Annotated in this window: 16 protein-coding genes and 2 pseudogenes; 12 read left to right on the top strand and 6 right to left on the bottom strand. The window is 49.0% G+C overall.

The features are described from left to right. Positions 1-308 precede the first annotated feature (308 nt). The 3 genes and pseudogenes from KB554_RS03295 to KB554_RS03285 all read left to right on the top strand — a co-directional run bounded on the left by KB554_RS03295 (position 309) and on the right by KB554_RS03285 (position 4,637). Positions 309-1,614: pseudogene (locus KB554_RS03295) on the top strand (hypothetical protein). 327 nt (positions 1,615-1,941) lie between these two features. Beyond that, on the top strand, positions 1,942-3,036 hold the full coding sequence (locus KB554_RS03290; protein WP_211034987.1) for an AccI family restriction endonuclease: 1,095 nt from the start codon (positions 1,942-1,944) through the stop codon (positions 3,034-3,036). Next, positions 3,033-4,637: an N-6 DNA methylase gene (locus KB554_RS03285; RefSeq protein WP_211034986.1), complete on the top strand. Its 1,605-nt coding sequence runs from the start codon at positions 3,033-3,035 to the stop codon at positions 4,635-4,637. The genes KB554_RS03290 and KB554_RS03285 overlap by 4 nt, the downstream gene beginning before the upstream one ends. 249 nt (positions 4,638-4,886) lie before the next feature. On the opposite strand, the gene KB554_RS03280 is transcribed toward KB554_RS03285, so the two are convergent. Continuing rightward, positions 4,887-5,534, bottom strand: coding sequence for a hypothetical protein (locus tag KB554_RS03280; RefSeq protein ID WP_242116282.1), 648 nt, complete (start codon positions 5,532-5,534; stop codon positions 4,887-4,889). Positions 5,535-6,240: 706 nt separating this feature from the next. Here KB554_RS03280 and KB554_RS03275 point away from each other — a divergent pair. From KB554_RS03275 to KB554_RS03250, 6 genes and pseudogenes are all read left to right on the top strand, one after another. Beyond that, positions 6,241-6,438 carry a helix-turn-helix transcriptional regulator gene (locus tag KB554_RS03275; protein WP_211034985.1) on the top strand — a complete coding sequence of 66 codons (198 nt, stop codon included), beginning with the start codon at positions 6,241-6,243 and terminating at the stop codon, positions 6,436-6,438. 33 nt (positions 6,439-6,471) lie between these two features. Continuing rightward, positions 6,472-8,775: a sensor histidine kinase gene (locus KB554_RS03270; RefSeq protein WP_211034984.1), complete on the top strand. Its 2,304-nt coding sequence runs from the start codon at positions 6,472-6,474 to the stop codon at positions 8,773-8,775. A 2-nt stretch (positions 8,776-8,777) separates the two neighbouring features. Continuing rightward, the gene (locus KB554_RS03265; protein WP_211034983.1) at positions 8,778-9,410 is read left to right on the top strand and encodes a hypothetical protein; all 633 of its coding nucleotides are present in this window, start codon (positions 8,778-8,780) and stop codon (positions 9,408-9,410) included. A 3-nt stretch (positions 9,411-9,413) separates the two neighbouring features. Continuing rightward, positions 9,414-9,998, top strand: a complete 585-nt coding sequence (locus KB554_RS03260; protein ID WP_211034982.1) for an HNH endonuclease signature motif containing protein — start codon at positions 9,414-9,416, stop codon at positions 9,996-9,998. Positions 9,999-10,001: 3 nt separating this feature from the next. Then, positions 10,002-11,771, top strand: coding sequence for an N-6 DNA methylase (locus tag KB554_RS03255; protein ID WP_211034981.1), 1,770 nt, complete (start codon positions 10,002-10,004; stop codon positions 11,769-11,771). A 658-nt stretch (positions 11,772-12,429) separates the two neighbouring features. Then, a pseudogene (locus KB554_RS03250) lies at positions 12,430-13,700 on the top strand (hypothetical protein). 830 nt (positions 13,701-14,530) lie between these two features. Here the strand turns inward: KB554_RS03250 and mnmE are convergent. The 5 genes from mnmE to KB554_RS03225 are packed head-to-tail and all read right to left on the bottom strand — an operon-like array spanning position 14,531 to position 20,116. Further along, the gene (gene mnmE, locus KB554_RS03245) at positions 14,531-15,871 is read right to left on the bottom strand and encodes a tRNA uridine-5-carboxymethylaminomethyl(34) synthesis GTPase MnmE (protein ID WP_211034980.1); all 1,341 of its coding nucleotides are present in this window, start codon (positions 15,869-15,871) and stop codon (positions 14,531-14,533) included. Between the two features lie 13 nt (positions 15,872-15,884). Continuing rightward, positions 15,885-17,276: a lytic transglycosylase domain-containing protein gene (locus tag KB554_RS03240; protein ID WP_211034979.1), complete on the bottom strand. Its 1,392-nt coding sequence runs from the start codon at positions 17,274-17,276 to the stop codon at positions 15,885-15,887. A gap of 3 nt (positions 17,277-17,279) precedes the next feature. Continuing rightward, positions 17,280-18,449 (bottom strand): DUF5683 domain-containing protein, encoded by a 1,170-nt coding sequence (locus KB554_RS03235; RefSeq protein ID WP_141427969.1) that lies wholly within the window; start codon positions 18,447-18,449, stop codon positions 17,280-17,282. A 9-nt stretch (positions 18,450-18,458) separates the two neighbouring features. Further along, positions 18,459-19,328: a ParB/RepB/Spo0J family partition protein gene (locus KB554_RS03230; RefSeq protein WP_141427968.1), complete on the bottom strand. Its 870-nt coding sequence runs from the start codon at positions 19,326-19,328 to the stop codon at positions 18,459-18,461. A 14-nt stretch (positions 19,329-19,342) separates the two neighbouring features. Then, entirely contained in the window at positions 19,343-20,116 is a 774-nt protein-coding gene (locus KB554_RS03225) for an AAA family ATPase (protein WP_141427967.1), read from the bottom strand. 240 nt (positions 20,117-20,356) lie between these two features. On the opposite strand from KB554_RS03225, the gene KB554_RS03220 reads away from it, so the two are divergent. Genes KB554_RS03220 through KB554_RS03210 form a run of 3 tightly spaced genes read left to right on the top strand, consistent with a single transcriptional unit; the run spans position 20,357 to position 23,839 of the window. Then, positions 20,357-21,469, top strand: a complete 1,113-nt coding sequence (locus tag KB554_RS03220) for a type II CAAX endopeptidase family protein (RefSeq protein WP_232522929.1) — start codon at positions 20,357-20,359, stop codon at positions 21,467-21,469. 59 nt (positions 21,470-21,528) lie between these two features. Continuing rightward, positions 21,529-22,419 (top strand): hypothetical protein, encoded by an 891-nt coding sequence (locus KB554_RS03215; RefSeq protein WP_141427966.1) that lies wholly within the window; start codon positions 21,529-21,531, stop codon positions 22,417-22,419. A gap of 19 nt (positions 22,420-22,438) precedes the next feature. Continuing rightward, complete coding sequence (locus KB554_RS03210) at positions 22,439-23,839, top strand: peptidylprolyl isomerase (protein WP_141427965.1); 1,401 nt, start codon at positions 22,439-22,441, stop codon at positions 23,837-23,839. The last annotated feature ends 1 nt before the right edge of the window (position 23,840 follow it).

Here is a 23,840-nt window from a genome sequence, read left to right as displayed (position 1 = left end):
CAGATCGAGGCATAAAATGCCTTGAGGTGTTATCATGTGTCCATACTTCAGGTATTGGGGCATTCTATACTTTTAGAGACATTTTCCGACGAACGTTTGATAACCATCGGGGATACGATGATGCTGGTATCCCGCAGAAACGATAAATGAAAACCGTCGGAGAGTCCTTACCAAACTTTTCGACGGTTTTTGTTTTGTGTCTGTTGGTGACGTTCGCACGATGCGCTCTTCTTCGTCAATTCCGTCCACGGGCTGAATTGTAAGTATTATTAACCGCGCAGTGATGCGCATGATTGAAAAGATTATGAATTATCGATTTGACGAAGGTGGTTGGCCTGAATACCTCGCATTTGGAGGCGTTGGGCGAAAGCCGCCACTGGGAGATTGTCGTAGGCGACGATATGTTGGAGCGGCTGGTTGGTATTCAGTGCCAATTCGAGCGACTGGCCGTGATGGGCGACGATGAGTACCGGGGATTCTATATCGAGGTGCCGCGGCCTACGCCGGAAGAGTGGGGCAATGCCGAGGAATTGATCGTTTCGGGGGAATATGACAACCGTGAAGCTTTTTTAGCGAATTGACTTGCATTCAACCCGATGGAGACCAGGTAGTTCCATGTCGCTTTGAGCAGATACGGGGATTCCTGGTCAATCCGTGTTACGAACCGGAAGCGGACCAGCTTTATCATTACGAATGACTCCAAGTGTACGGATGTAAAGCCAGATGATGAATGGTGCAGGGAGAACCTAACCCGCCTCTTCGACTATCTGCAACGGATGATAGATATAGATATCGTTGTCGCTAATCCCGACGGGTTCAACGATTACGTGGCGCACCACCTGCCGTACCAGCAGCGTACGGGACGGATCGCACAAAAGGAATTTAACCGCATAGTACCGAATTGCAAAATTGAGGTGGAAGACCGGGCAACGGCCATCAAGGCGTTGGAGGACTCGGTTCACGGACGTTCTGCCCCTCTTCTGGAAGCTATGACCATCCGAAGGTATTGCACCTATTACCGCATTGCTAACGAGGTGTATGAGACTTATCACCGGAAGCGAGGATTCAGGGGCGTATTTATACAGATCCGCAGGATATTCTTGAAGAACTGCGTGATGTGGCCTATTACAAGCGGAAGAAGTTCGTGGATGTGATAGAAATGTACGACATTGACAGTCCGGCGGATTTCATGCGGTTCGCAACTGACCATTACGGTGAACTGGGGTTTTCTGAATATCTTTGCCTCAAACGACCGGCAGCAGGCGTGGAAGATTGTTGTTTCCAACAGTTATTCGGCCAATGCCGGACTGGCCATCGAAGTAGCGACAGCTTTGTATAAGGCCGGGGCACCGCTGCTGATATATGACGCAGAGAAACTCCTAAGAGTCCTGCTCAAAGAGGATTATGTGCGTCTGGTTCCCGACCCATATCACAATTATATAGGCTATCAGGAAGAGGGTTCCGTTTACGAACTGCCCTGGGAATACGAATGCTCGGAGGATGCTAATTCGGCTCTGACTCTGGAGCAGTCAGGCGATTGTCTCTATTGCAGAATGGCAGCCCGAGGAAAGGGTGAAGGTCAGCGTTTGGCGGGGCTGCAGTTATGTAACTTAGCTTATCTCTATTCAGGTTAGTATAGAGGTTTGCTGAGTTTTTTTATTAAGTTTTTGTTTGACTAAAGTTTATACTGCTTTCATAAGATGGCGAATGCTATAAAGTATATAGTGATAATAGAGAGATTTTTCTAAAGATAGAAATTGGCGACTGGAAATATTCACTATTTTTGCATATTGAACAATAGTAGAATTAGTTTCGTGCCAACGGCATACTTTTGTTGACCTATTTGCTGTGTATGAAGGGTGGGTGGAGAGTTTTTAATGGACAGACAATACAGGGTTGAAATGTAAAAGAGTAAATAAAAATTTGAGAGATAGTATAAATATGGAATCGTATAGTAAGATTATTAGTAGTATTTGTTCTAAAATCCATACTGGTTTAGTCGATTTTAGCGAACCACGTAGTGAAGCTTCAATGCCGACACAAGCATCTTCTGAGTTTATCACAAACAAGCAACAAGGAGATTGGGCAGAAGATCTCTTGTTTAGAGCAATTAATGAAAATTCTGATGCTATTGTTGCGGTTCGTTATGGAAAATCAGACGACTTAGTTGCAGGAGATGAGGGTTTTGAGACCTTCTTTCATGACTACCAAAATGAGTTAGATACCATTGGTAAACGTCCTGACTTATTACTTTTCCATAAAGCGGATTACAATGAGGCATTAGGTCTTGATATAAGCAGGCATACAAGTGCAGAAATACATGAATATGTTAAGAAAGCTATAGCTGGCATAGAAGTTCGTTCCAGTGCCTTTCTTATTGACAAGTACATGCAAGAAGCGAATAGGATAATAGAGTATCATACAAATCTTGCATTAAGCTTAAAGCAGACAATACTCAGTGATTACCAGGACTTACTTAAGGAGAAGAGACCAGAGTTGATAACCATTTTAAATCAGCTCGATTCGACATCTGTAAGAAGTATTGATTTTCGTTTAACATCTTGGAGGTCATCAGAAAGACTCGAACAATTATCTTCTTGTTTGTGTAAATTAAAGTCGAGTCTAAAAGTTATACAAAAACGTAATTCGTTATCTATCACTCCTAAAGTGGAAGACCTAAAGGTAGTTAAGAAGTGGATTGACACATATGATGTCCCTCATTTCTATGTACAGGTCTTTTTTGATAAGGTTTATGGAATTTCATTTAAGAACATTCTAGAACTTATTTCACAACCAGATTTAGAAGGTGAGAAATACTATATTGAAGCAGATTCAAAGAATCAAAACAAGACTACCATCAAGATTCCATCACAAGATGGTACATGTTTGGTTACAAAGTCATTAACGGAACCTAATCATCACAGCGTTAGAAAAGAACTAAACAAAGGTCGTTTGTTATTCTATGTAAAATTTGAAGGTGGTGAAGCTTGTCTCGACAAGAGAGCTTTTGACACTTTATTCGGTTGTAACCTATGATAACAGAGAAAGAGTATTCTGCAAAAGTAGGATTAGAGCATAGAAAAAAGTACGCTCAGTTCTTTACTCCAGAATTCATTTCAGATTTTATGACTGATTGGATTTTTCACGAGAACCCTACTTGTTGTAAGATTCTTGAACCTGCATTTGGTTTAGGAGTATTTAGTCGTTCTATACTCAAAAGGAAGTCTCAAATATGTATTACAGGTTATGATATAGATGACACAGTGCTAGGAGTTGCAAAAGCAAATTTTGCATCAAAATCAGACATCATATCAATAGCTAAGGCTGATTATCTTGAGAGTAAATGGGATGCTAAATATGATGGGATAATTTGTAATCCTCCATACTTAAAATATCACGACTACGATAATGGAAGATACATATCTCAGATAAATAGTCATTTAGGAACAAACCTAAATGGATTTACAAACATTTATACCCTCTTCTTATTAAAGTCTATTGCACAACTCAATGAAGGTGGGCGTTTAGCATATATTATACCATCAGAATTTCTTAATTCAGATTATGGAATAGAAGTAAAACGTTTCCTCTTACAAAGTGGCACATTAAAGCATATTATCATCGTAGATTTTACAGAATGTGCTTTTGACGATGCGTTGACTACTGCTTGTATCCTCTTTTGTCAAAAAGATAATAGTGAACATGATATACGTTTTTCAGTAATTAAGGATGTTTCAACCTTGTCTTCAGCTTTGACTAACTATGTATCCTATGAGATATCAGAGTTGGATGCGGAAATTAAATGGAGGCAATATTATGAAACAACAAGTTCTTCTAAATATATGCATTTGGTTCCATTTAGTACATTTGCCAAAGTAACTAGAGGTATTGCCACTGGGGCAAATGAATTCTTTACGTTCAAAATTTCAAAAAAAGATAAATATCATATTACTGAAAGATGTTTACTTCCATGTATTTGCCATGCCCAAGATGTAACGTCGCTGATTTTTACTAAAGATGATTTTCATTTATTAGCAAATGAAGACAAAAGTGTGTATCTGTTCAATGGTAGTGCTGACGAACGAAACCATAATGTAGAGTCTTATTTGCATATAGGCATTAAGAATAAATATAATGAAAGATATCTTTGTGCAAGCAGAAAGCCTTGGTATGCATTGGAAAATAGATCTCCATCCCCAATTTGGGTATCTGTATTTAATAGGAGAGTTTTAAGGTTTGTGCGTAATGAAGCAAACATTCACAATTTAACTACCTTCCATTGCGTTTATACCACAGAAGAAATTGATACGGATATCCTATTTTCTTATTTACTGACCAATGTTGCAAAAGATATATTCCTCGATAATTCACGTCAATATGGCAATGGATTAATTAAATTTGAACCGAACGATTTGAATAAAGGAAAGTGTGTAGATTTACGATTACTTTCTGATGATGAAAAATTATACATTATTAATATATTCGAAAGAATAAAGAGGACAAGATTTAGTTGTGATAACCTATTGAAACTATTGGATGAATTCTTTACAGCAAAATATACTGGCAAGGTAATAAATATAGATGATTTGAATTGTGAACTTGCAGGACTGCCTATTGAAAATTTACCAGATTTATAAAGTAACTTCAGCCGTCTGCCGGTATGGCAGGTGGGCTGTTGGTGATCGTAGGACGCGGCTGTTAGCAACCTCCCGGAAGTCGAATTCTTCGTTGAAGTAGTCGAGCATGTGTCTCGGGATATAGAAACGTTATTCCGTTCCGCTATAGGAGGACCTCGTGTAGGATACGGAGCCGTAACGGTAAGCGGATGTAATCCGTGGCGGATGCCGGTTTTTGAGCCGGTTCCGGCCGACGGTTTTGAGTGGTGTTTACCTTAGCGGTAGGCATTTCCCGGTAGTGGAACTTTTGTCATGTACGGGAAGTTTTGAAATCATCAGGTTGCGGGCCACTCCTGATTCAGAAGTCTTGTATTTGGTATTTCCTTTTACATTGCATATCCACGGAGAGCTTCTTTTTTGTCTTTCTGTTCGGACATGAGCGATCTTTCCCATTATTCCCCGATATAGCCTATAAATCTGGATATTATTAGTTAATCCCACGGTTTTTTCTTTCCAGTCGAAACCGTTTCGTCCGACAGTCGATAAATGTTCTTCAAGGTAATCTTTACCTGCTTGATTAACCTGTCCTTTGTGTAATTCTTTGGCCAATCGTGCCGCTGCGTATGCTACATGTATCTTATATCCCATGATATCTTCATAGGCATCTTTTGTTTCTTTTGCAGCTTGAGGGTTAAATGTTTCCAAGTATTTGATATATTTCATATAAGTCCGTTCTCCCGCACCTGATAGCCCTGACATAGTGTCAAATAGTTGGTCTGCAATCCGATCCAATACATTACTATCTTGGTTATTGTTGCGCATTGCTTCATTCAACTGTTTTCCCGCCTGTTTCGCCATTCGTTGTTCCAATGCGACGCTCTGCTTGCAGGATGCTATAAAATCTGCGTCAAGTTCCATACTTTCACACGCTTCTTAATAATTCCTCTTGTTTTTAATTATGTAACTAATTATAGCATATTTGGCAGACTATCATTGTCTGCCAAATATATTGACAAAAATCGAAGATTTAACGATTTTTTTCATTGTCTCTCTCTGAACAAAGGGAAAAGAGGCAAAAACAGCCCTTTCGAGCCCCGACTGACCCCGTCTGCAAAGATAGGGTATGTCGGGGTTTATTTCGCCAAAATGGCCGGTAAATCGAGGATGGATTCACGGATGTTTTCGGGTCCCAGATGAGGTGTTTTTTGCTTGAACGGAGTGACCGTTTGGGACCAACCTTTACATCCGGATTGCTTATAAGTTTTGCAGCCAAAAGAAAAAAGGCTGTAGCCATTTCGCCATGGCGCCAGCCATCTCTTTTTCCCCTCATTTTGACTTTACTTTATGAACGTATATATGAATACGGGGATAAAGTAAAGTTATTCGCCGTCGAGTAGGCAATTTTCTCTCTTTATATCTGGATTTGGTGAATAATGACCAGATACCCGAGGAAATAGGGTGGATAATGTCATTTTGAAGGAGTAGTTATATAGCATAGAGCATACAATACAAATGGTATTGTTTTAAGGTTATCCTGAACTTGTATTGAATTGCGTTGGGCAAAGATTAATAAAAAATAATTTATTAAATTTGCGAGAGAGTTTAATTTATTAGATTTACAGCTATGGGTAAAGACTTAAATAGGATTAAAGTCGTCTTAGTGGAGAAACATCTGACAAGCAAATGGCTGGCGGAAAAATTAGGTAAGTCAACTTGTACTGTGAGCAAGTGGTGCTCTCAAAAGTCGCAGCCAGATTTGCATACCATGAACCAAATAGCAGTCCTGCTTGACGTGAAATTGAGCGAGCTTATTGTGGATTGAGAGAAGCTTTTTAGGTTAATCTAACGCACGACGATGAAAATTCCATTTGCAATATCAGCAAGAACAGCGCATCTTATTGGCATGGAGAATTTTGCCAATGCAGAAGGGGCTATTGTAGAACTAGTGAAGAATGCTTATGATGCAGACGCGGAAACGTGCGTGGTAGTGGCAGATATCCGAGAAGATAAGTCAAAATCCAAGTTGTTCATAATTGATAATGGTTCAGGAATGACTGACGAAATCATTGTCAAGCATTGGATGACGATTGGTACAGATGATAAGCTTCTCAATGCCCGTTCTTCAAGTAAAAAGCGGGTTAAAAGTGGTGCAAAAGGTATTGGCCGATTTGCTTTAAACAGATTAGGGACTTCTGCAGAGATGTTGTCTTTTGCTAGTAGCGAGTTGGGTAAAGGTTATGTGTGGAATGTTGATTGGAAAAAGTTTGACCAAGCGCGTGTACTTTCAGATGTAGAGGCAAATCTAGAAGAAATTACTCCAGATTGTTTGGTAGGTAAACTTAATGAGTATGGTATTGACAAATTGCCAATATATGATAAATTAGTTTCTGAAAATTTTCACGGAACAATCCTTTGTATATCCCATCTGAATGATGATTGGAATGACGATGCTCTGAATGGATTGTTGAAGAACCTTGAGATGCTCATCCCTGCAGAGTTACAATCATCTTTTGAATTGTATCTGTACAAGATGCATGATTTGCAGTGGAGTGGAAAGGTTAATCCGATGGAGTATGAGGATTATGACTATAAAATTTCTGCTCAGTATGAAGGAGGACGTGAAATACAGATAAAGATTGAGAGAAATGAATTGAACTTTTCTAAACTTGAAACACTTTACAGCAAAGTATTTCTGCGAGATGCGATGAAAGTAGCACCATTTCGTTTAGAGGATTTTCAGAAAAGAGAAATCACTCAAACTATTCAAATAAACGAAAAGGTTGATGCTCATCTGCTAGAGCAGGTCGGAAAATTTGGATTTACGTTTTTCTTTCTAAAAAATACGTTAAAGGATGATCGAGACAAGGATGGGAATCAAAAATATCCATACAATTTATTTGATGAATCAGCCCGTACTCATTGGCTTGACAGGTTTGGCGGTGTGCGTATCTATCGCGATGAATTCCGTGTCCGTCCGTACGGAGAGAACGGGGATGATTGGTTGGGTTTAGGTCGCAGACAGGCAAAGAGTCCTGGTGGTGTCGGTCAGAAAATGGGCGGTTATAGAATCCGTCCCAATCAGATTGCTGGTGTCGTCAAGATTTCGAGATTGACAAATGCGGCTTTCGAGGATAAATCAAGTCGAGAGGGTATTCAAGAAAACGAGGCTTTCGCTTTGTTTAAAAATCTGTTGTTGCAGATAATCTCGGTTTTTGAGCTTGATCGTAATACCGTCATGTACAATCTGTCGGAACTGTACAAAGAAGAACATCCACAGACAGCACAAGCAAAGGAGATTGCCAATAAGGCTCTTGAGTCTAAAGATGAGAATTTGTCGAAAGAAGCAGAAAATTTAAAGATTCTTGCTGCCGATTATAAGTCTTTGGAGACAGAACTCAGTGACAAGGAGGCAGAACTTTCAATGCTTCGTGGACTGGCGAGTATGGGAATATCTTCTGCTACATTTACCCATGAACTCCGAAGCGTAATGCTTCGTCTTTTACCGAGAAACGAGTTGCTTAAGAATATTCTTCTGCAATATCTACCAGAAAAACAGTTTGAGGGAATGCGTTTCGACAATCCTTATCGGGAGTTAAGAAACATGAAAGAAGAAGACGAAAAACTTTATAATTGGCTCCTTTATTCTTTAAATTCAATACGTCGAAGTAAAAGGGATTGGGTAGATATTGATTTGTCGAATTACTTTACTTTGTTTATAGAGTCCTGGAAGCCTATTCTATTAAGAAAATTAATACATATTGACCTCCAATTAATAAACATGGATGGTGCGTTCATAAAAGGATTCGAAATGGATTTGGATAGTATATTCAATAATTTTGTAACAAATTCCATATCTGCATTCCTCACTTCAAATGAAGAGAATAAAACGATTTCAGTAAGTGTGAGCAATGACCATGGATACGCTGTAATAGATTTTGTTGATAATGGTATCGGGCTTTCTCAAGAATATAAAAATAACCCAGATGCTATTTTTAATGCTTTCGAGACATCTATAGTGGATAATCAGAACAATAAGATTGGCACTGGCATGGGATTGTTTATTGCGAAAGGAATTATCAGCAAATATCCAGATGCAATGATTGCATTACTGCCTGTTGAGAAAGGATTTGGAATAAGAACAATATTAAAGATCAAATAATTATGAACGATAAAATCAGATTAGTCTATTTAGATGAAGATGAAGGCTGGCAGTCACAAGCTCATTCTGTACTGAAGAACGACTTTCAGCTTCTCATTCCACCGTATATGCCTCATAATATAGAAGACATCTGGTTGGAAATATGCGAATTCGATGCACAAGCTGTATTAATTGATTATCGTTTGAATAATACAGGTGTAGTATCATATACAGGAGATGATGTTATACGTGTACTTCATCGTCATAACAAACATCTACCAATGTTCATTATAACATCATATGAGGACAATGCATTAAAAGAGTGTAAAGAAGCCCAAATAATCCGTGGTAAAGAATTATTTACTGATGCAAATCAGTACGAAAAGTTAAAGAGTATCATTACGGCAAATGTAAATAATTACAATAGTCGCAAGGCATCGGCTAAAAATATAATCAAACGGCTTCAAGATAAAGTTTCCAAAGGGGAGAACTTGACAAATGAAGAGTCGGCCGCCAGGTTTGAGGCTGAACTTTACTTGTCAGAGTTGGATTTGGATAATAGCGTTCGTGCTGATTTGATTACAAGCAAATCAAATGAGACATTAGAGGAATTGCTGAAAGTCGCCCAAAGTATTGTTGATTTACACAAGAAGTAAACTATGTCAGATTTCAGAAAAATAACCCCTGCTCGTCGAGAATCAGTACCGGTATATAAGACTCATAACGAATATAAGCCATTGCTACGTGAAGATTTTCATCAACGCTGCGGTTATTGTGGGGATCATGAGTTCTTTAGGGATAATTATTATGAGGTTGATCACTTTGTCCCTCAAAAGTGCCTTGTGAATATATCTCCTACAGAATATTCTAATTTGGTTTATTCATGCCGTTCTTGCAATAATTCCAAACGCGCAAAGTGGCCTACTGGGGATGAGAATGTCCATAACGATGGGGAACAAGGTTTCATAGACCCTTGCGATGATGCTTATGCAGCACAATTTGAGAGACTGGCAGATGGCTCTATCCACTCAATTACTGATCTTGGTGATTGGATGTGGTCTGCACTTAATTTCGGAAATCCTGCTCACCGAGTGAGATGGAAGTTAGAAGAAATTAAAATTATGCTTAAAGAATTAGATGAAGTGAACATTGATTCGCTAGAGGAACTAAGAGCTAAAGAAAAACTGAATAGATTATATCACAACCTAGAGGAACAGTTAAGAGGAGAACCAAACTTTGCCTAATCAATGAACTCTCAAATTTTCGCATATCTCAAACGGAAACAACTCACAGATACACGGACTGTTAATCGCCTGTTCGTGTCTTCTTTTGTTTTGCTTCGTAATCTGAAGATTGAGAATAATCAGATATTAAAAGAGTTGCTTATAGATAAAGAGGACGAAAATTTTGATTTGTTGCAGGAATTTGTATCAAAGATTCGCCATTTCCATCCTACGCTAATGACAATTGAAGACATGATCAGTCTCTTTGAATTTGTCGTTTCGCCAGCTGACCGTATTGTAACAGGAGCCGTTTATACACCTAGGTCTGTAAGGAAAAACATCATTGAAACTTGCTTAAATACAATGCCAAATGAGCAGATGCAACATATTCGTGTGGCGGACATCGCTTGCGGTTGTGGTGGCTTCTTAATGGATGTTGCATTGTTTCTGCACAATAATACAGGAAGGACATTTTGTGATATCTATCAAAGATCAATATATGGAATTGATGTTCAAGAGTATTCTGTAGAAAGAACTAAAATCCTGCTTTCACTTTTGGCCTTGCTTTATGAAGAGGATTCAGACTTTAATTTTAATGTTCTACAGGCAGATACGCTGGATTTTAATACTGTGGAATGGAATCAGACTTACACGCATTTTGATGTTATTGTTGGCAATCCACCATACGTTTGTTCGCGAAATGTAGATGCCTCCATAAAGGAAAAGATGTTGCAATATGAGGTTTGTTTGTCGGGACATCCCGATTTGTATATTCCTTTTTTTCAAATAGCAACGGAAATGCTTAATGACGGTGGACGGTTGGGATTCATCACAATGAACAGCTTTATCCGTTCAGTTAATGGTAGAGCTGTGCGGAATTATTTTTCTCGTGGAATTCACGATATTTCAATATTGGATTTTCGTGGCTATCAGGTTTTTCAAAAGAAAAGTACATATACATGTCTTTTCTTCCTTACGAAAAATCAAGTATCTGATGCACTACATTACGCCGTTAATGAGAATGGAGATTTAAGCGTAGCACCAGAATTTACCAATATCTTATATAATCAACTTGATAATAAAAAAGGATGGAGCCTCAATGATTTTGATGCAGTACGCCAAATGGAGTCCACAGGAGTTCCGATTGGCAAATATTGCCAGTCCCGCCATGGTATAGCAACACTCAGTAATAAGACTTACATTTTCAAGCCGGTCGTGGAGGATGATAACTATTATTATTTAGAATCTAAAGATGGACGCTTCCCTATAGAAAAAGCAATATGTAGAAATGTCGTTAATTCCAATAAACTCAATTCGGAGGTTCCCTTTGAAAGTATTATTGAGAAATTGATTTTTCCGTACTACATTAAAGATGGACAAGCCATAATTATTGGGGAGTCAGAACTGAGGATCACTTTTCCTTATACTTATACTTATCTTTTATCCCAACGCGAGCAACTCGCCGAGCGAGACAAAGGTAAGACAGATAAGTATCCCACATGGTATGCATACGGCAGAACTCAGTCTCTAATAATGCCAAGATATAAATTATTCTTTCCGAAGTTCGCAAACAAACCTCTTCATTGTGTTTTGAGAGACGATGCAGATCTGATGCTATACAATGGTGTTGCATTTGTTAGCGATGACCTTGAGAAACTACAAGTTTTGAAAAGTATTCTTGATAGTAATCTCTTTTGGAGCTATCTTGTCAAGAACGCAAAACCATATTCAACGGGATATTACTCGCTTAGTGGAGTTGACATTAAGAATTTTTGTATCCCTACTAAAGAATAGAAGAAAACTATGACCTATTTAGACCGTGTAAAAATAATTAATACCTTAAATCTTAACAAGTTTTTCGTATGCTTTACGGAGTGATATTAGCCGTATTGAGTAAGTGAGCTAAGGATTGCTAGTAATTAAGTGTACAAACTGAATATGTGTTTGCACGTGCACTTTTGCACTATGGGCTCCACAGTTCGCTCTCTGTTGTCTTTTTTCTAAAGAAATTTGCTGGTTCTCAATAAAATACGTAATTTCGTGCTGCCGATTGAAACATAAGCTTACAATGCTGCAAAGAAGAATGAACAACTGGAACACCGTGTCGGATCGAGGCATAAAATGTCTTGAGAGGTTGTTGTGTGTCCATACTTCGGGCATTGGGTCATTCTATTTTAGAGATATTTTCCGACGAACGTTTGATAAACCATCGGGGATACAATGACACCGGTATCCCGCTGAAACGATAATTGAAAACCGTCGTAGAGTCCTTACCAAACTTTTCGACGGTTTTTGTTTTGGATGTTTCAATCAAGGAAAGGAGAATGGTAAATGAAGATACGATACATGAGCGATCTGCACTTGATTTAGGTGTGATATGTCCTCGAGCACGAATACCTTGCGGATGGGTTTGATTCTAGAAAGTTAATTGAGATTTAATGAGCATAAAGAAATGAACGAAAGAAAAATCATAGATAGAAAACTCTTTTCCGATTTGGCAAAGGAGGTCGGCCTGAATGCCTCGCATTTGGAGGCGTTGGGCGAAAGCCGTCATTGGGAGATTGTTATTGATGGCGATATGTTGGAACGGCTGGTTGATATTCAGCGACAATTCGAGCGGCTGGCCGCAATGGGCGATGATGAATACCGGGGATTCTATATTGAAGTGCCACAGCCAACACCGGAAGAGTGTGGGATGCCGAGGAATTGGTTACTTCAGGGAAATATGACTGTTAGGAAGCATTCTTAGCTGACTGGTTGGTATTCAACCCGTGGAGACCAGGTGGTTCCATGTTGCTTCAAGCCGATATGGAGATTCCCGGTCAATCCGTGTTACGGACCGGAAACATACTCGCTTTATTATTATAAACCGGCCTAAGTGTGCTGATATAGAGCCTGATGATGCTTGGTGCAGGGAGAGCCTTATCCGCCTCTTCGACTATTTGCAACGGGTTATCGATATCGTAGTCGCGGATCCTGGCAGGTTCAACGATTGCGTGGCGAATAACCTGCCGTACCAGCAGCGCACAGGACGGATTGCACAAAGGGAATTTAACCGCATTGTGCCGAAATTCAAAATTGAGGTGGAAGATCGGGAAACGGCCATCAAGGCATTGGAAGACTCGGTGCACGGGCATTCTGCCCCTCTTTTGGAAACCATGACCATCCGAAAGTATTGCACCTATTACCGCATTGCCAACGAGGTATATGAAGCTTATTACAGAAAACCGGGATTAAGCGGGCGTATCCATACAGATCCGCAGGATGTTCCTGAATACTTACTACAAGCGGAAGAAGTTCGTGGATGTGATGGAAATGTACGACATTGACAGTCCGGCGGATTTCATGCGGTTCGCAACTGACCATTACGGTGAACTGGGGGTTTCGCGTCTGAATATCTTTGCCTCAAACGACCGGCAGCAGGAGTGGAAGATCGTTGTTTCCAACAGTTATTCGGCCAATGCCGGACTGGCCATCGAAGTAGCGACAGCTTTGTATAAGGCCGGGGCACCGCTGTTGATATACGATGCGGAAAAGCTCCTGAGAATACTGCTCGAAGAGGATTATGTACGGCTGGTTCCCGACTCCTTTTACAACTATATGGGTTACCAGGAAGAGGGTACTGTCTATGAACTGCTGTGGGAATATGAATGCTTGGACGATACTAATTCGGTTCTGACTAAGGAGCAATACCAAACGATTGTCTCTCTTGCAGAATGGTAGAAAGTGGAGAAGATTAGGGCTACTTAACTCTTATTTTCATCGGCTGACGTACATCGGCAATCTATTTGAAAATCGGTAGTATGCAAATTATCAGCACTGGTTCGAAATAGTGCTGATAATTTGCTTGATTCTGATATTTGATAATACGATTCTTGATAACTTTCAACAGCCAGGCATTATCCTATTCGACAGAATTGTCCACAACCATATGGTTTATCAGGAGGAAGAAGCTGTTAATGGGCTATCATGTGAATATACATGTAGTGACAGACGGCAGACGTTTAAGTGATGAGGATGTTTTTATAATATTCCAATCAGAATATCATTTGTTATAACTTCATTTATGATGCATCACATTTGTATGTCAATATTGTAATATATGTTTGTATATCTGTATGTTGGATGGTTCTAGAGAATTATAATTGTCCATGGCGTTACCCGAGTAGACAGTGATGATAATATTTCTTGAACATTCCCAACTGAATACCATTTGCTGTAACTTCTGCTACAATATATTTGAATTGTAGTATATTGTATATCAATGCTATAATGTGTTTATGTATATTACCAATTCTATGAAATCCTAATAGCTTCGAATAATTAAGTTTTTACAGTTTTGAAGTTGTATGTGTCCAAAATATGTTTGGGGACATAATTTTGTCCCCCGAAGCCTCACTGGGAGACAACTGGGGGACAAAAATACGGTAATAATAAGCAAAGAAGAGAAAATATGACTTCTAAAACAGCCGATTTTACCCCTATTTAAGTGGTTTGCCGGCAGTATTTTAGTTTTCTGTGCATTATAACTTAATGATAATCAATTAATTGTATTATTTACCGATGCAAAAATTCGAAAAGATGTGCGAGAGCACTTCGGGGGCGGAAATGTCGCCTCCGGTAATCGAGCCGAGGTGGCGGATCACCTGACGGATCTCCTCGCTCAGCAGGTCGGTCGGCAGGCCCTCGTCGAGCCCTTCGATGGCGCGGGAGAGGGCTTCGCAGGCTTGGGTGAGCGCCGCGTAGTGGCGGCTGTTCGATACGACGGTGTCGCCGTGGTAGAGCGCCGAAGTGTCCACCGCCTCGCGCAGCGCCCGGCAGAGGCGGTCGATGCCTTCGCCGCTTCGTGCCGAGAGGCCGACCGCGCCTTCGGGCAGCGGTGCGTCGGGGCGTAGGTCGAGTTTGTTGACGACCCGGAGCAACGTCTGATCCGGCCGCAGCGCGAATTGCTCCGGCGGTTCCGGGGCGGTCGCGTCGGTCAGGCGGATGACGATCCGGGCCCGGCGGATGCTTGCCATCGTGCGCTCGATGCCCATTCGCTCCAGATGGTCGTCGGTCGTGCGGATGCCGGCCGTGTCGAGGAACCGGAAGAGGACCCCGCCGATGTTGGCGCACTCCTCGATGACGTCGCGCGTCGTGCCGGCGATCTCCGACACCATGGCGCGCTCCTCGCCGAGCAGGCGGTTCAGGAGCGTCGATTTGCCGACGTTCGGCGCGCCGGCTATGGCCACCGGGACACCCTCCTTGATGGCGTTGCCCAAGGCGAACGAATCCCGCAGGCGGTCGATCTCCCGGGCGATGTCCCGCATCGTTTGGCGCAGTTCCCGGCGGTCGGCGAACTCCACCTCTTCCTCGGCGAAGTCGAGCTCCAGCTCCAGCAGGGCGGTCAGGTGCAGCAGCCGGTCGCGCAGCGCCGCGAGAGCCGCCGAATAGCCACCGCGCATCTGGTTCGAGGCCAGCGCGTGGGCGGCCTGCGACGAGGCGGCGACGAGGTCCCCGACGGCTTCCGCCTGCGCGAGGTCCAGCTTGCCGGCCAGGTAGGCGCGGACGGTGAACTCGCCCGGCGATGCCATGCGCGCCCCGGCGGCGATGAGCAGCCGCAGGATTTCGGAGACGATGTAGGAGGAGCCGTGGCAGGAGATCTCGACCGCATCTTCGCCCGTGTAGGAGTGCGGGGCGCGGAAGACGGCGGCCAGCACATCGTCCACCGTGCGATCTCTGTCCGCGATACGGCCGTAGTGCACCGTATATCCGGCCGCTTCGGCGAGCGGTGTCCGGCCCCGGAAGAGGGTGTCGCAGAGTGCCAGCGCCCGTTCGCCGCTGACGCGGACGACGGCGATGGCGCCGCCCGGGGCGGTCGCCGGGGCGACGATGGTATCGTGGTCGGCGGTCATGCGCGGATGTCGTTTAACGGCCCTCGATGCGGAGCCGCTGTCCGATGCGGAGTTTGTGGGCGCTCTTGAGGCGGTTCCAGCGCATCAGTTGCGAAACCGTCACGCGGTAGCGGCGTGCGATGGCGCCGAGCGTGTCGCCGCTCTTCACGACATAGACCGTGCCGCTGCGCTGCTGGCGTTTCTTTTCGATGTTGGCCGGGTTGATGTACTCCTTGAGATACATGGAGTCCTTGGCCATGATCTCCTTTTCGTGGGCGATGTACTGCGAGACGCTGCGCTGCGGCAGTACCAGCGTGTAGCTTTTGGTCGTCGCGGGGACGATGTCCAGCTTGTATTGCGGATTGAGCAGCCGCAGGGTCTCCAGCGGCAGGTCGATCGTCGAGGCGATCTGTTGCAGGTGCAGCAGGCGGTCGATGCGGACCGTATCGACCGACAGGGGGATCGGAGCCGGCTGGGGTTCGATGTCGTGCTGGCGGTGGTAGGCGTAGGCATAGGTGGCGCCGATGAAGGCCGGGACGTAGCCGCGCGTCTCGCGCGGGAGGTAGTCGTAGATCTCCCAGAAGGTCTTGCCTCCCGAGCGGGCCATGGCCTTATTGACGTTGCCCGGGCCGCAGTTGTAGGCGGCGATGGCCAGCGTCCAGTCGTTGTAGATGGCATAGAGGTCTTTCAGGTAGCGGCAGGCGGCCTGCGTGGCGCGGACCGGGTCGCGGCGTTCGTCCACGAGCGAATTGACCTCCAGTCCGTAGCTCTTGCCCGTCGAGGGCATGAACTGCCACAGACCGACGGCTCCGACGGGCGACACGGCCGTGGGGGATAGCGCCGACTCGATGATCGGCAGCGCGCGCAGCTCGATCGGGAGGTTCTCCTTGAGCAGCTCGTCCTCGATCATCGGGAAGTAGTACTGCGACGAGCCCAGGATGCGCCCGATCGTCCCGTAGCGGGGATTGACGTAGCGGTTTATGTACCCTTTGACGATGTAGTTGTACGGCAGCGGGATCGGCGAGACGAGGGCCCGCAGCCGTCCGGCGTAGAGCGAATCGGTCGCCGCGTCGGTCGCCGGGGCGTCGGCCACGGCCGTGGAGTCTTCGAGCACGAAGCGGTCGAAGAACTCCGTGAAGGAATCCGCCTGCTGCCGCTCGCGCCAGACGGCCACCAGCGAGTCGGCCTGCTCGGCCGAGAGACCCAGCGTGAGGTCGTTGAGCGGCTCCTCTTCGGCGACGGGAACCGCCTCGGCGGGTTTCTCCTCTTCCGCGGGCTTCGCAGTGTCCGGCGCGGGGGCGGGAGCCGCTACCTGCTCGGTCTTCGCCTTTCTGCGGTTGCGTTTTTTCTTGCGGGGATTGCGGTCCGCGGCCGCAGCCGAGGCGGCCACGGCGAGGAGCAGCGCGAGGGTGAGGAGTTTTTTCATCGTCTAAAATTTGAGACTCATGTTGAACCCGAACACGGGGCGGTTGCCGCCCAGCGTGGGGACGTAGGTGTAGTCCACCAGCGGTTCGAGATTCATCGAGAGGTCGTCCGAAATGTCGTAGTCCTTCAGGTGCGCGTCCACGTGCGCGTCGATGATCTGCAGGACGTAGAGCGCACCCGAGATGATGATGCAGAGGTCGCGGTTGCGCCGGAAGTTGTTGCGCAGGTTGAGGATGTACGAGGCCGAGTAGCGGCCCCCGAACTCGTCCACCGGGCCGTCGGGGTACTTTTCCGGGTGTTGCTCGTAGTCGCTGATCTGGTTGTAGGCTTTCTTGAAGCGTTGGTAGCCGCGGTTGTTCCAGTCGATGCAGTAGATCATCGAGGCGAATCCGCCCACGACGAACGGCACTTTCCAGTAGCTCTTGTTGTAGATCTGTCCCGCGCCGGGGAAGATGCAGGCCAGCGTGGTGGCCTTCTTGACCGAGGAGACCTCGTTGGTCGAGTAGTTCACCGCCGCGTCGCCGATGAAATAGACGTACGAGGCGATGGTGATGCCCAGGTAGATCTGCCGCCGGGTGTTGCTGCGGATCATCTTGGTTTGCAGGGCGTCCAGTTCGGGCGTGCGTGCGAGACTCGTGTTCGTGTAGGATTCGTAGGCCCGTTTGAGGGGCTTGTAGGTCTTGTTTTCGTGGAGGAAGAGGGCCAGTCCGGCGCCCACCGTGCCGTAGAGCACCGGCAGTTTCCAGTATTGCCGGTTGTAAACCTGTCCGTAGCCGGGCAGCACGGTCGAGAGCCAGCACACCTTCGAGAGCGACATGGAGTCGCTCATGAACCAGCCCTTCTTGAGCCGGGGGCGTTTGGCGGTGGTGTCGAGTCCCTGCAGGGCCGCGGCATAGCGGGCCGCGGCGAGGGAGTCGAGCGTGCGGCGGTCGTCGGTGCGCAGGGCGGCGACCGCCGCCGAGTCCGCGGCGTAGTCGGGAGCGGCGACGGAGTCCATTTCGAGCAGCAGTCCGGCCAGCCGCAGCGAGTCGCGTTCGGCGCGCAGCGAGTCCGGTTTCGGCATCAGACCGCTCCGCACGAGCGTCCGGGCGCCGCGATGGAGCTGCGCTGCGGCGGGCAGCCCCAGCAGGAGGGCCGCCGCGAGAAGCAGGAGTCTGGTCCGGAGGCTTGCCATCGTGCCGGCTCAGGAGCGTTTCGTGAAACGTTCGATGAAACGTTCGATGTCCTTGTCGTCGTTGAAGCCGATCACGATGCGTCCGCCGCCGTTTTTCGAGCGCTTGATCGCGATCTCCTGCGAGAAGCAGGGCTCCAGCAGCTCGACCAGCCGCGAATAGCTCTCGGGGTACTCCTCGTCCTCGGCGGCCGTCGCCCCCTTGGCGGGCGCTTCGGCGAGCGAGCGCACCAGCTCCTCGGCCTGACGGACCGAAAGCCCCTTCTTGACGCACCGCTTCAGCACGCGCAACTGCTCCTCCGCGGGTGCGCCCGCGATGGCCTTGGCGTGCCCCATCGAGATCAGCCCCTCCTTCAGGGCGAGCTGCACCTCGTCGGGCAGCTTCAGGAGCCGCAGGTAGTTCGACACCGACGAGCGTTTCTTGCCCACCTTCTCCGAGAGTGCGTCCTGCGTGAGGTGGCACTCGTCGATCAGGCGCTGCATCCCCAGCGCGATTTCGATGGCGTTGAGGTCCTGCCGCTGGATGTTTTCCACGAGCGCCATGGCGTGCAGGTTCTCGTCGTCCACCTCGCGGATGTAGGCCGGGAGGGTTTCGAGATCGGCGCGCTGCGCGGCCCGCCAGCGGCGTTCGCCGCTGATGATGACGTATTTGCCGTCGGCGGCCTTCTTGACCGTCACGGGCTGGATGACGCCCAACTGGCGGATCGAGTCGGCCAGCTCGTCGAGGGCCTCCTCGTCGAACTGCGTGCGCGGCTGGGTGGGGTTGGGTATGATGTCGCCGATTGCGATTTCGGCCATCTGGCTCATCGGCTTGAGCCGGGCGTCGATCGGATCGCTGCCGAAAATGGCGTCGAGTCCGCGGCCTAATCCCTTCTGTTTCATATCGTCGTGTTTTTTTATTTGCTGCGGCTTTTGCGGTTGCGCTTGAGGAACTCCCGGGCCAGGTTCAGGTAGTTTTCCGAACCCACGGCGCCCGCGTCGTACAGCATGACGGGCTTTCCGTGCGAGGGCGCTTCACCCAAACGGATATTGCGCTGGATTATTGTGTCGTAGGCCAGTTCGCCGAAGTGTTCGCGGACTTCGGTGACGACCTGATTGTTCAGGCGGTTGCGCATGTACATCGTGAGCAGGAAGCCTTCGATGTCGAGCGCGGGGTTCAGCCCCGACTTGACCTTGCGGATCGTGTTGAGCAGCTTCGAAAGCCCTTCGAGCGCGAGGTATTCGCATTGCACGGGGATCAGCACTGTGTCGGCGGCCGTGAGGATATTGACCGTCGTGTAGCCCAGCGAGGGGGAGCAGTCGATGAAAACGTAGTCGAACCGTTCGCGCACCGAGTCCACGATGCGTTTCATCACGTGGTGGGCGTTCTCCATCTTCGGCAGTTCGGTGTCGGCGGCCACCAGGTCGATCGACGAGGGGAGCAGCCAGAGGTTCTTGACGTCGGGGCTCTGGAGGATCACCTCTTCGGCGCGCTTCTGCCCGGCGATGCACTCGTAGATGCCCTCCAGGTTGATGTCGAAGCCCAGTCCGGAGGTGGCGTTGGCCTGCGGATCGGCGTCGAGCAGCAGCACCTTTTTGCCCAGCAGGGCCAGCGACGCCGCTAAGTTGATGGCCGTCGTGGTTTTGCCCACGCCGCCTTTCTGATTGGCTAATGCGATAACCTTTGCCATAATGATTCGATACCGTATAATAAGCGGACAAATTTAGTGAAATTCTGCGGAAATCCGCAATCGTCATGCAAAATTACCCGTTTCCCGCTTCCGTGCGGCCGGCCGCGGCGGAGGCTTCCGGCAGACCTGCACCGCTTTACGCGGGGCGGAAAATAAGGACGGCGGAACGCAAATAAATTTGGCATTGCGCCGCTCTTGCACTATCTTTGAAGTCGCAAAGAGAAGTAACCGGAATCGCTTATGGAAGAGAATCGAACCGAACCGGCCGCTCCGCATGCCGGAGACCCGTCGCAGGAGACCGCCGCGGCCCGCGGGCCGCGCGGGGAAAACGGTCCGGAGCCCGTCTCCGGACAGGGCGGCGCTGCCGCCGCAGGGGAGCCGCATGTCTTTCCGGAGCCGGGGGCGGCCGCTTCCGGAGGGGGAAAACAGACCGCCTCCGGAAAGGACGGGAATGCCGCACCGGAGCGGACGGAAGGGACTGCTTCAGCCGCCGGCGGAAGCGCCGCACCGGGCGGAGCGGGACCGGAGAGCGCCGTCCGGCGGCGGTTTCCCACGACGGGCGACCTGTTCGCCATGCTGGGCATCGCGCTGGGCGCGCAGGCGCTCGTGGGACTTTTCGGTCTGCTGTTCTCGCTCTTCGCCGGACACGGGGCGAACTACAACACGATGGAGCCTGCGGCTTTGGGCCGGCTGGTCGCCGCGCTCTACTTCGTTTCGATGGCCGTGGCGCTCGGAGGACTCCTCTATTACCGTCGCGTGCGCGGCGGGCGCGGGCGCTGGGCCCGTTTCTCGACACGGGGGCTCAATCCGGCGCTGCTGTTGTGGGCCTTCGTGATGATGTGCGCCGTGGGCGTGGTGCTCGAACCGCTGCTGGCCCTGCTGCCCGAGCTGCAGATCAACGTGGGACGCGGTTTCTGGACGATTCTTTCGCTGGTGCTCTTCGCGCCGGTCTTCGAGGAGCTCATCTGCCGCGGCGTGGTGCTCGGTTCGCTGCGTTCGCGTTACGGCGTGACGATCGCGTGGCTCGTGTCGTCGCTCTTTTTCGGCATCCTCCACGGACAGCCCGTACAGGTGGTCAATGCCTTCGTCGTAGGGCTGGTGCTCGGTTACGTTTACATCGCCACCGATTCGCTGTGGGCCGCGATGATCCTCCATGCGCTGAACAACGCCGTGGCTTACCTGATGCTCGTCACGGGCCATGCGAACACGCTGCTGATCGACCTGATTCCGGGGCGGACGCTCTACGTGGCGGTCTATGTCGTCGCGCTGGCCGTGCTCGTCGTCTCGGGCTACATGATGTGGCGCGCGCTGCGCCGCATGAAGGAGGCGGAGAAAAATCGGGCCGGGGCGTAATAATCCCCCGCGCCGATGCGTTAATTACGGGTAAAAACCCTATCTTTGCCCTTCGGAATATGAATTTGCGAGCGAAAATAACGGTCGCGGCGGGTGCGTTGCTGCTGGCGGGTTGCCGGGAGATGCCCCGCTATTTCTCGGGCGACGAGACCGTCGCCCGCGCCGGAGGGCGGGAGCTTCGCATGCGTGACGTGCGGAGAGTCATTCCGCAGGGGCTGACGGGCGGGGACAGCGCCGCCTATGTGAAGATGTACGTGGACCGCTGGGTGCGCAAGCAGTTGAAGTTGCAGGAGGCCGAAATCCTCTTCTCCGAGTCGGCCGGGGATATCGACCGCATGGTGGAGGAGTACCGGCAGGCGTTGCTGATCCGCAAGCTGGACCAGCATTACGTTGACCGTTCGGTCGATACGGTCTTCACCGACGACGAGATCGCGGCGTACTACAACGCCCACAAGGCCGATTTCAGGCTCGACCGGCCGATCGTCAAGGGGCGCATCGTGCGGTTGGGGCTGCACTACCGGCAGGCCGCGAAGCTCAAGTCGCTCATGGCCTCCGGATCGGCGGCGCAGCAGCAGGATTTCAGCGACCTCTGCGCGAAGAACGATTTTGCGGTCAATGATTTCCGCGAGCAGTGGATCGACTTCCCGGAATTCCTGAGCTACCTGCCGACGCTCCGCTCGCAGAATTACGACGCGATGCTGGCGACGACTGCCGTGCAGGAGATGCGCGACAGCCATTCGCAATACTATTTCCAGATCGACGAGGTGCGCCGCGAGGGCGAACCCATTCCGCTCGAACGCCTGCGGCCGACCATCCGCCGCATTCTGTTCAACCGGCGGCAGGGCGAGGTGATCCGCCGTCACGAGGAGGAGCTTTTCGACCGCGCCTCGGAGAACGGCGAGGTGAGCGTCTATGGTCTGGAGGAGACGGACAACGAAGAGACCAAATAGAAACTAAACGCAAACGAGCATGTTTAAAAAAGGTATATTGGCGGCATTGATCCTCATTTCGGCCGCAGGCGCATCGGCCCAGCGGCGGCAGGTGATGCTCGACAAGGTGGTGGCCGTGGTGGGCGGATCGTCGATCCTCTACTCCGAGGTGGACGAGTACGCGCGGCAGCTCGTCGAGCAGCGCCGGCAGGAGGGCTACACCTCCGACCGCGACCCGATGAACGAGGCGCTCGAAGGGCTGATGACGCAGAAACTGCTTTACAACCAGGCGCAGATCGACTCGGTGGAGATCGACCAGGGCGGCATTCTGACGAGCGTCGAGAACCAGGTGCAGCAGATGGTCGATCTGGAGGGCTCGATCTCGAAACTGGAGGCCAAGCACCACATGCCGATCTTCACGCTCCGCGAGATACTCCGCCAGCGCTACGAGGAGCAGGCCTATGCCAGCCGGATGCAGGAGGAGGTGATCAACAAGGTGTCGGTGATCCCGGGCGAGGTCGAGCGCTTCTACAAGTCGATCCCGAAGGACAGCCTGCCGCTGATCGCCGATCAGTACGTCTATGCGCAGATCACCAAGTTCCCCAAGTCGATGAAGGAGGCCAAGCAGCGCACGCGCGAGCGGCTGCTGGACATGCGCGAGCGCGTCATCACGGGCAAAGCCCGTTTCGAGAGCCTCGCGCGCATGTATTCGCAGGACGGTACGGCCATTCGCGGCGGCGAGATGGACCCCACGCCGCTGTCGGGTCTCGACGAGGCGTTCGGCCGGGCGCTGGAGGGGCTGAAGCCCGGCCAGATTTCCGAGGTCGTCGAGTCGCAGTTCGGATTCCACATCATTCAGTTGCTGGACAAGCGCGGACAGCTCTACCACTTCCGCCATATCCTGCTGCATCCGGTCTTCACGAGCGACGAGCTGAGCGAGACGCTGACGCAACTGGACAGCATCGCCGACCTGATTCACAAGGATTCGATCACTTTCGAGAAGGCGGCGCTGCTCTATTCGGACGATGCCTCGTCGAAGATGAACGGCGGTCTGGTGTCGAACCACGAGGTGCTGGAGCGTTACATGCCCGACGCGAAGATGACGGTCACGAAGTTCCTCAAGGAGGATTTCGGCCATTTCAACCGGCTGCCCGACTACAATGCGCTCATCCAGCTCGAGCCCGGCGAGGTGTCGGGGGCTTTCCTCACGGAGGACATGCTGAGCAACCAGATGGGCAAGATCGTCAAGCTCGTGGAGGTGATTCCCGCGCATACGGCCTCGCTCAACGAGGACTACCTGCGGCTGGAGGAGATGGCCCTGCATGACAAGCAGGAGCGGGCCTTCAGGGAGTGGCTTTCGAAGAAGATCGACGGCATGTACGTCTATATCGACCCCGAGTTCCGCGACGGGGAGTTCGAGAACAAACACTGGGTGAAGTAGT

The sequence above is a fragment of the Alistipes sp. Marseille-P2263 genome, assembly GCF_018101075.1.
GTDB lineage: Bacteria > Bacteroidota > Bacteroidia > Bacteroidales > Rikenellaceae > Alistipes > Alistipes dispar.
The sequence above is the reverse complement of the archived record's forward strand: the minus strand, read 5'-3'. Positions and strand labels throughout refer to the sequence as shown.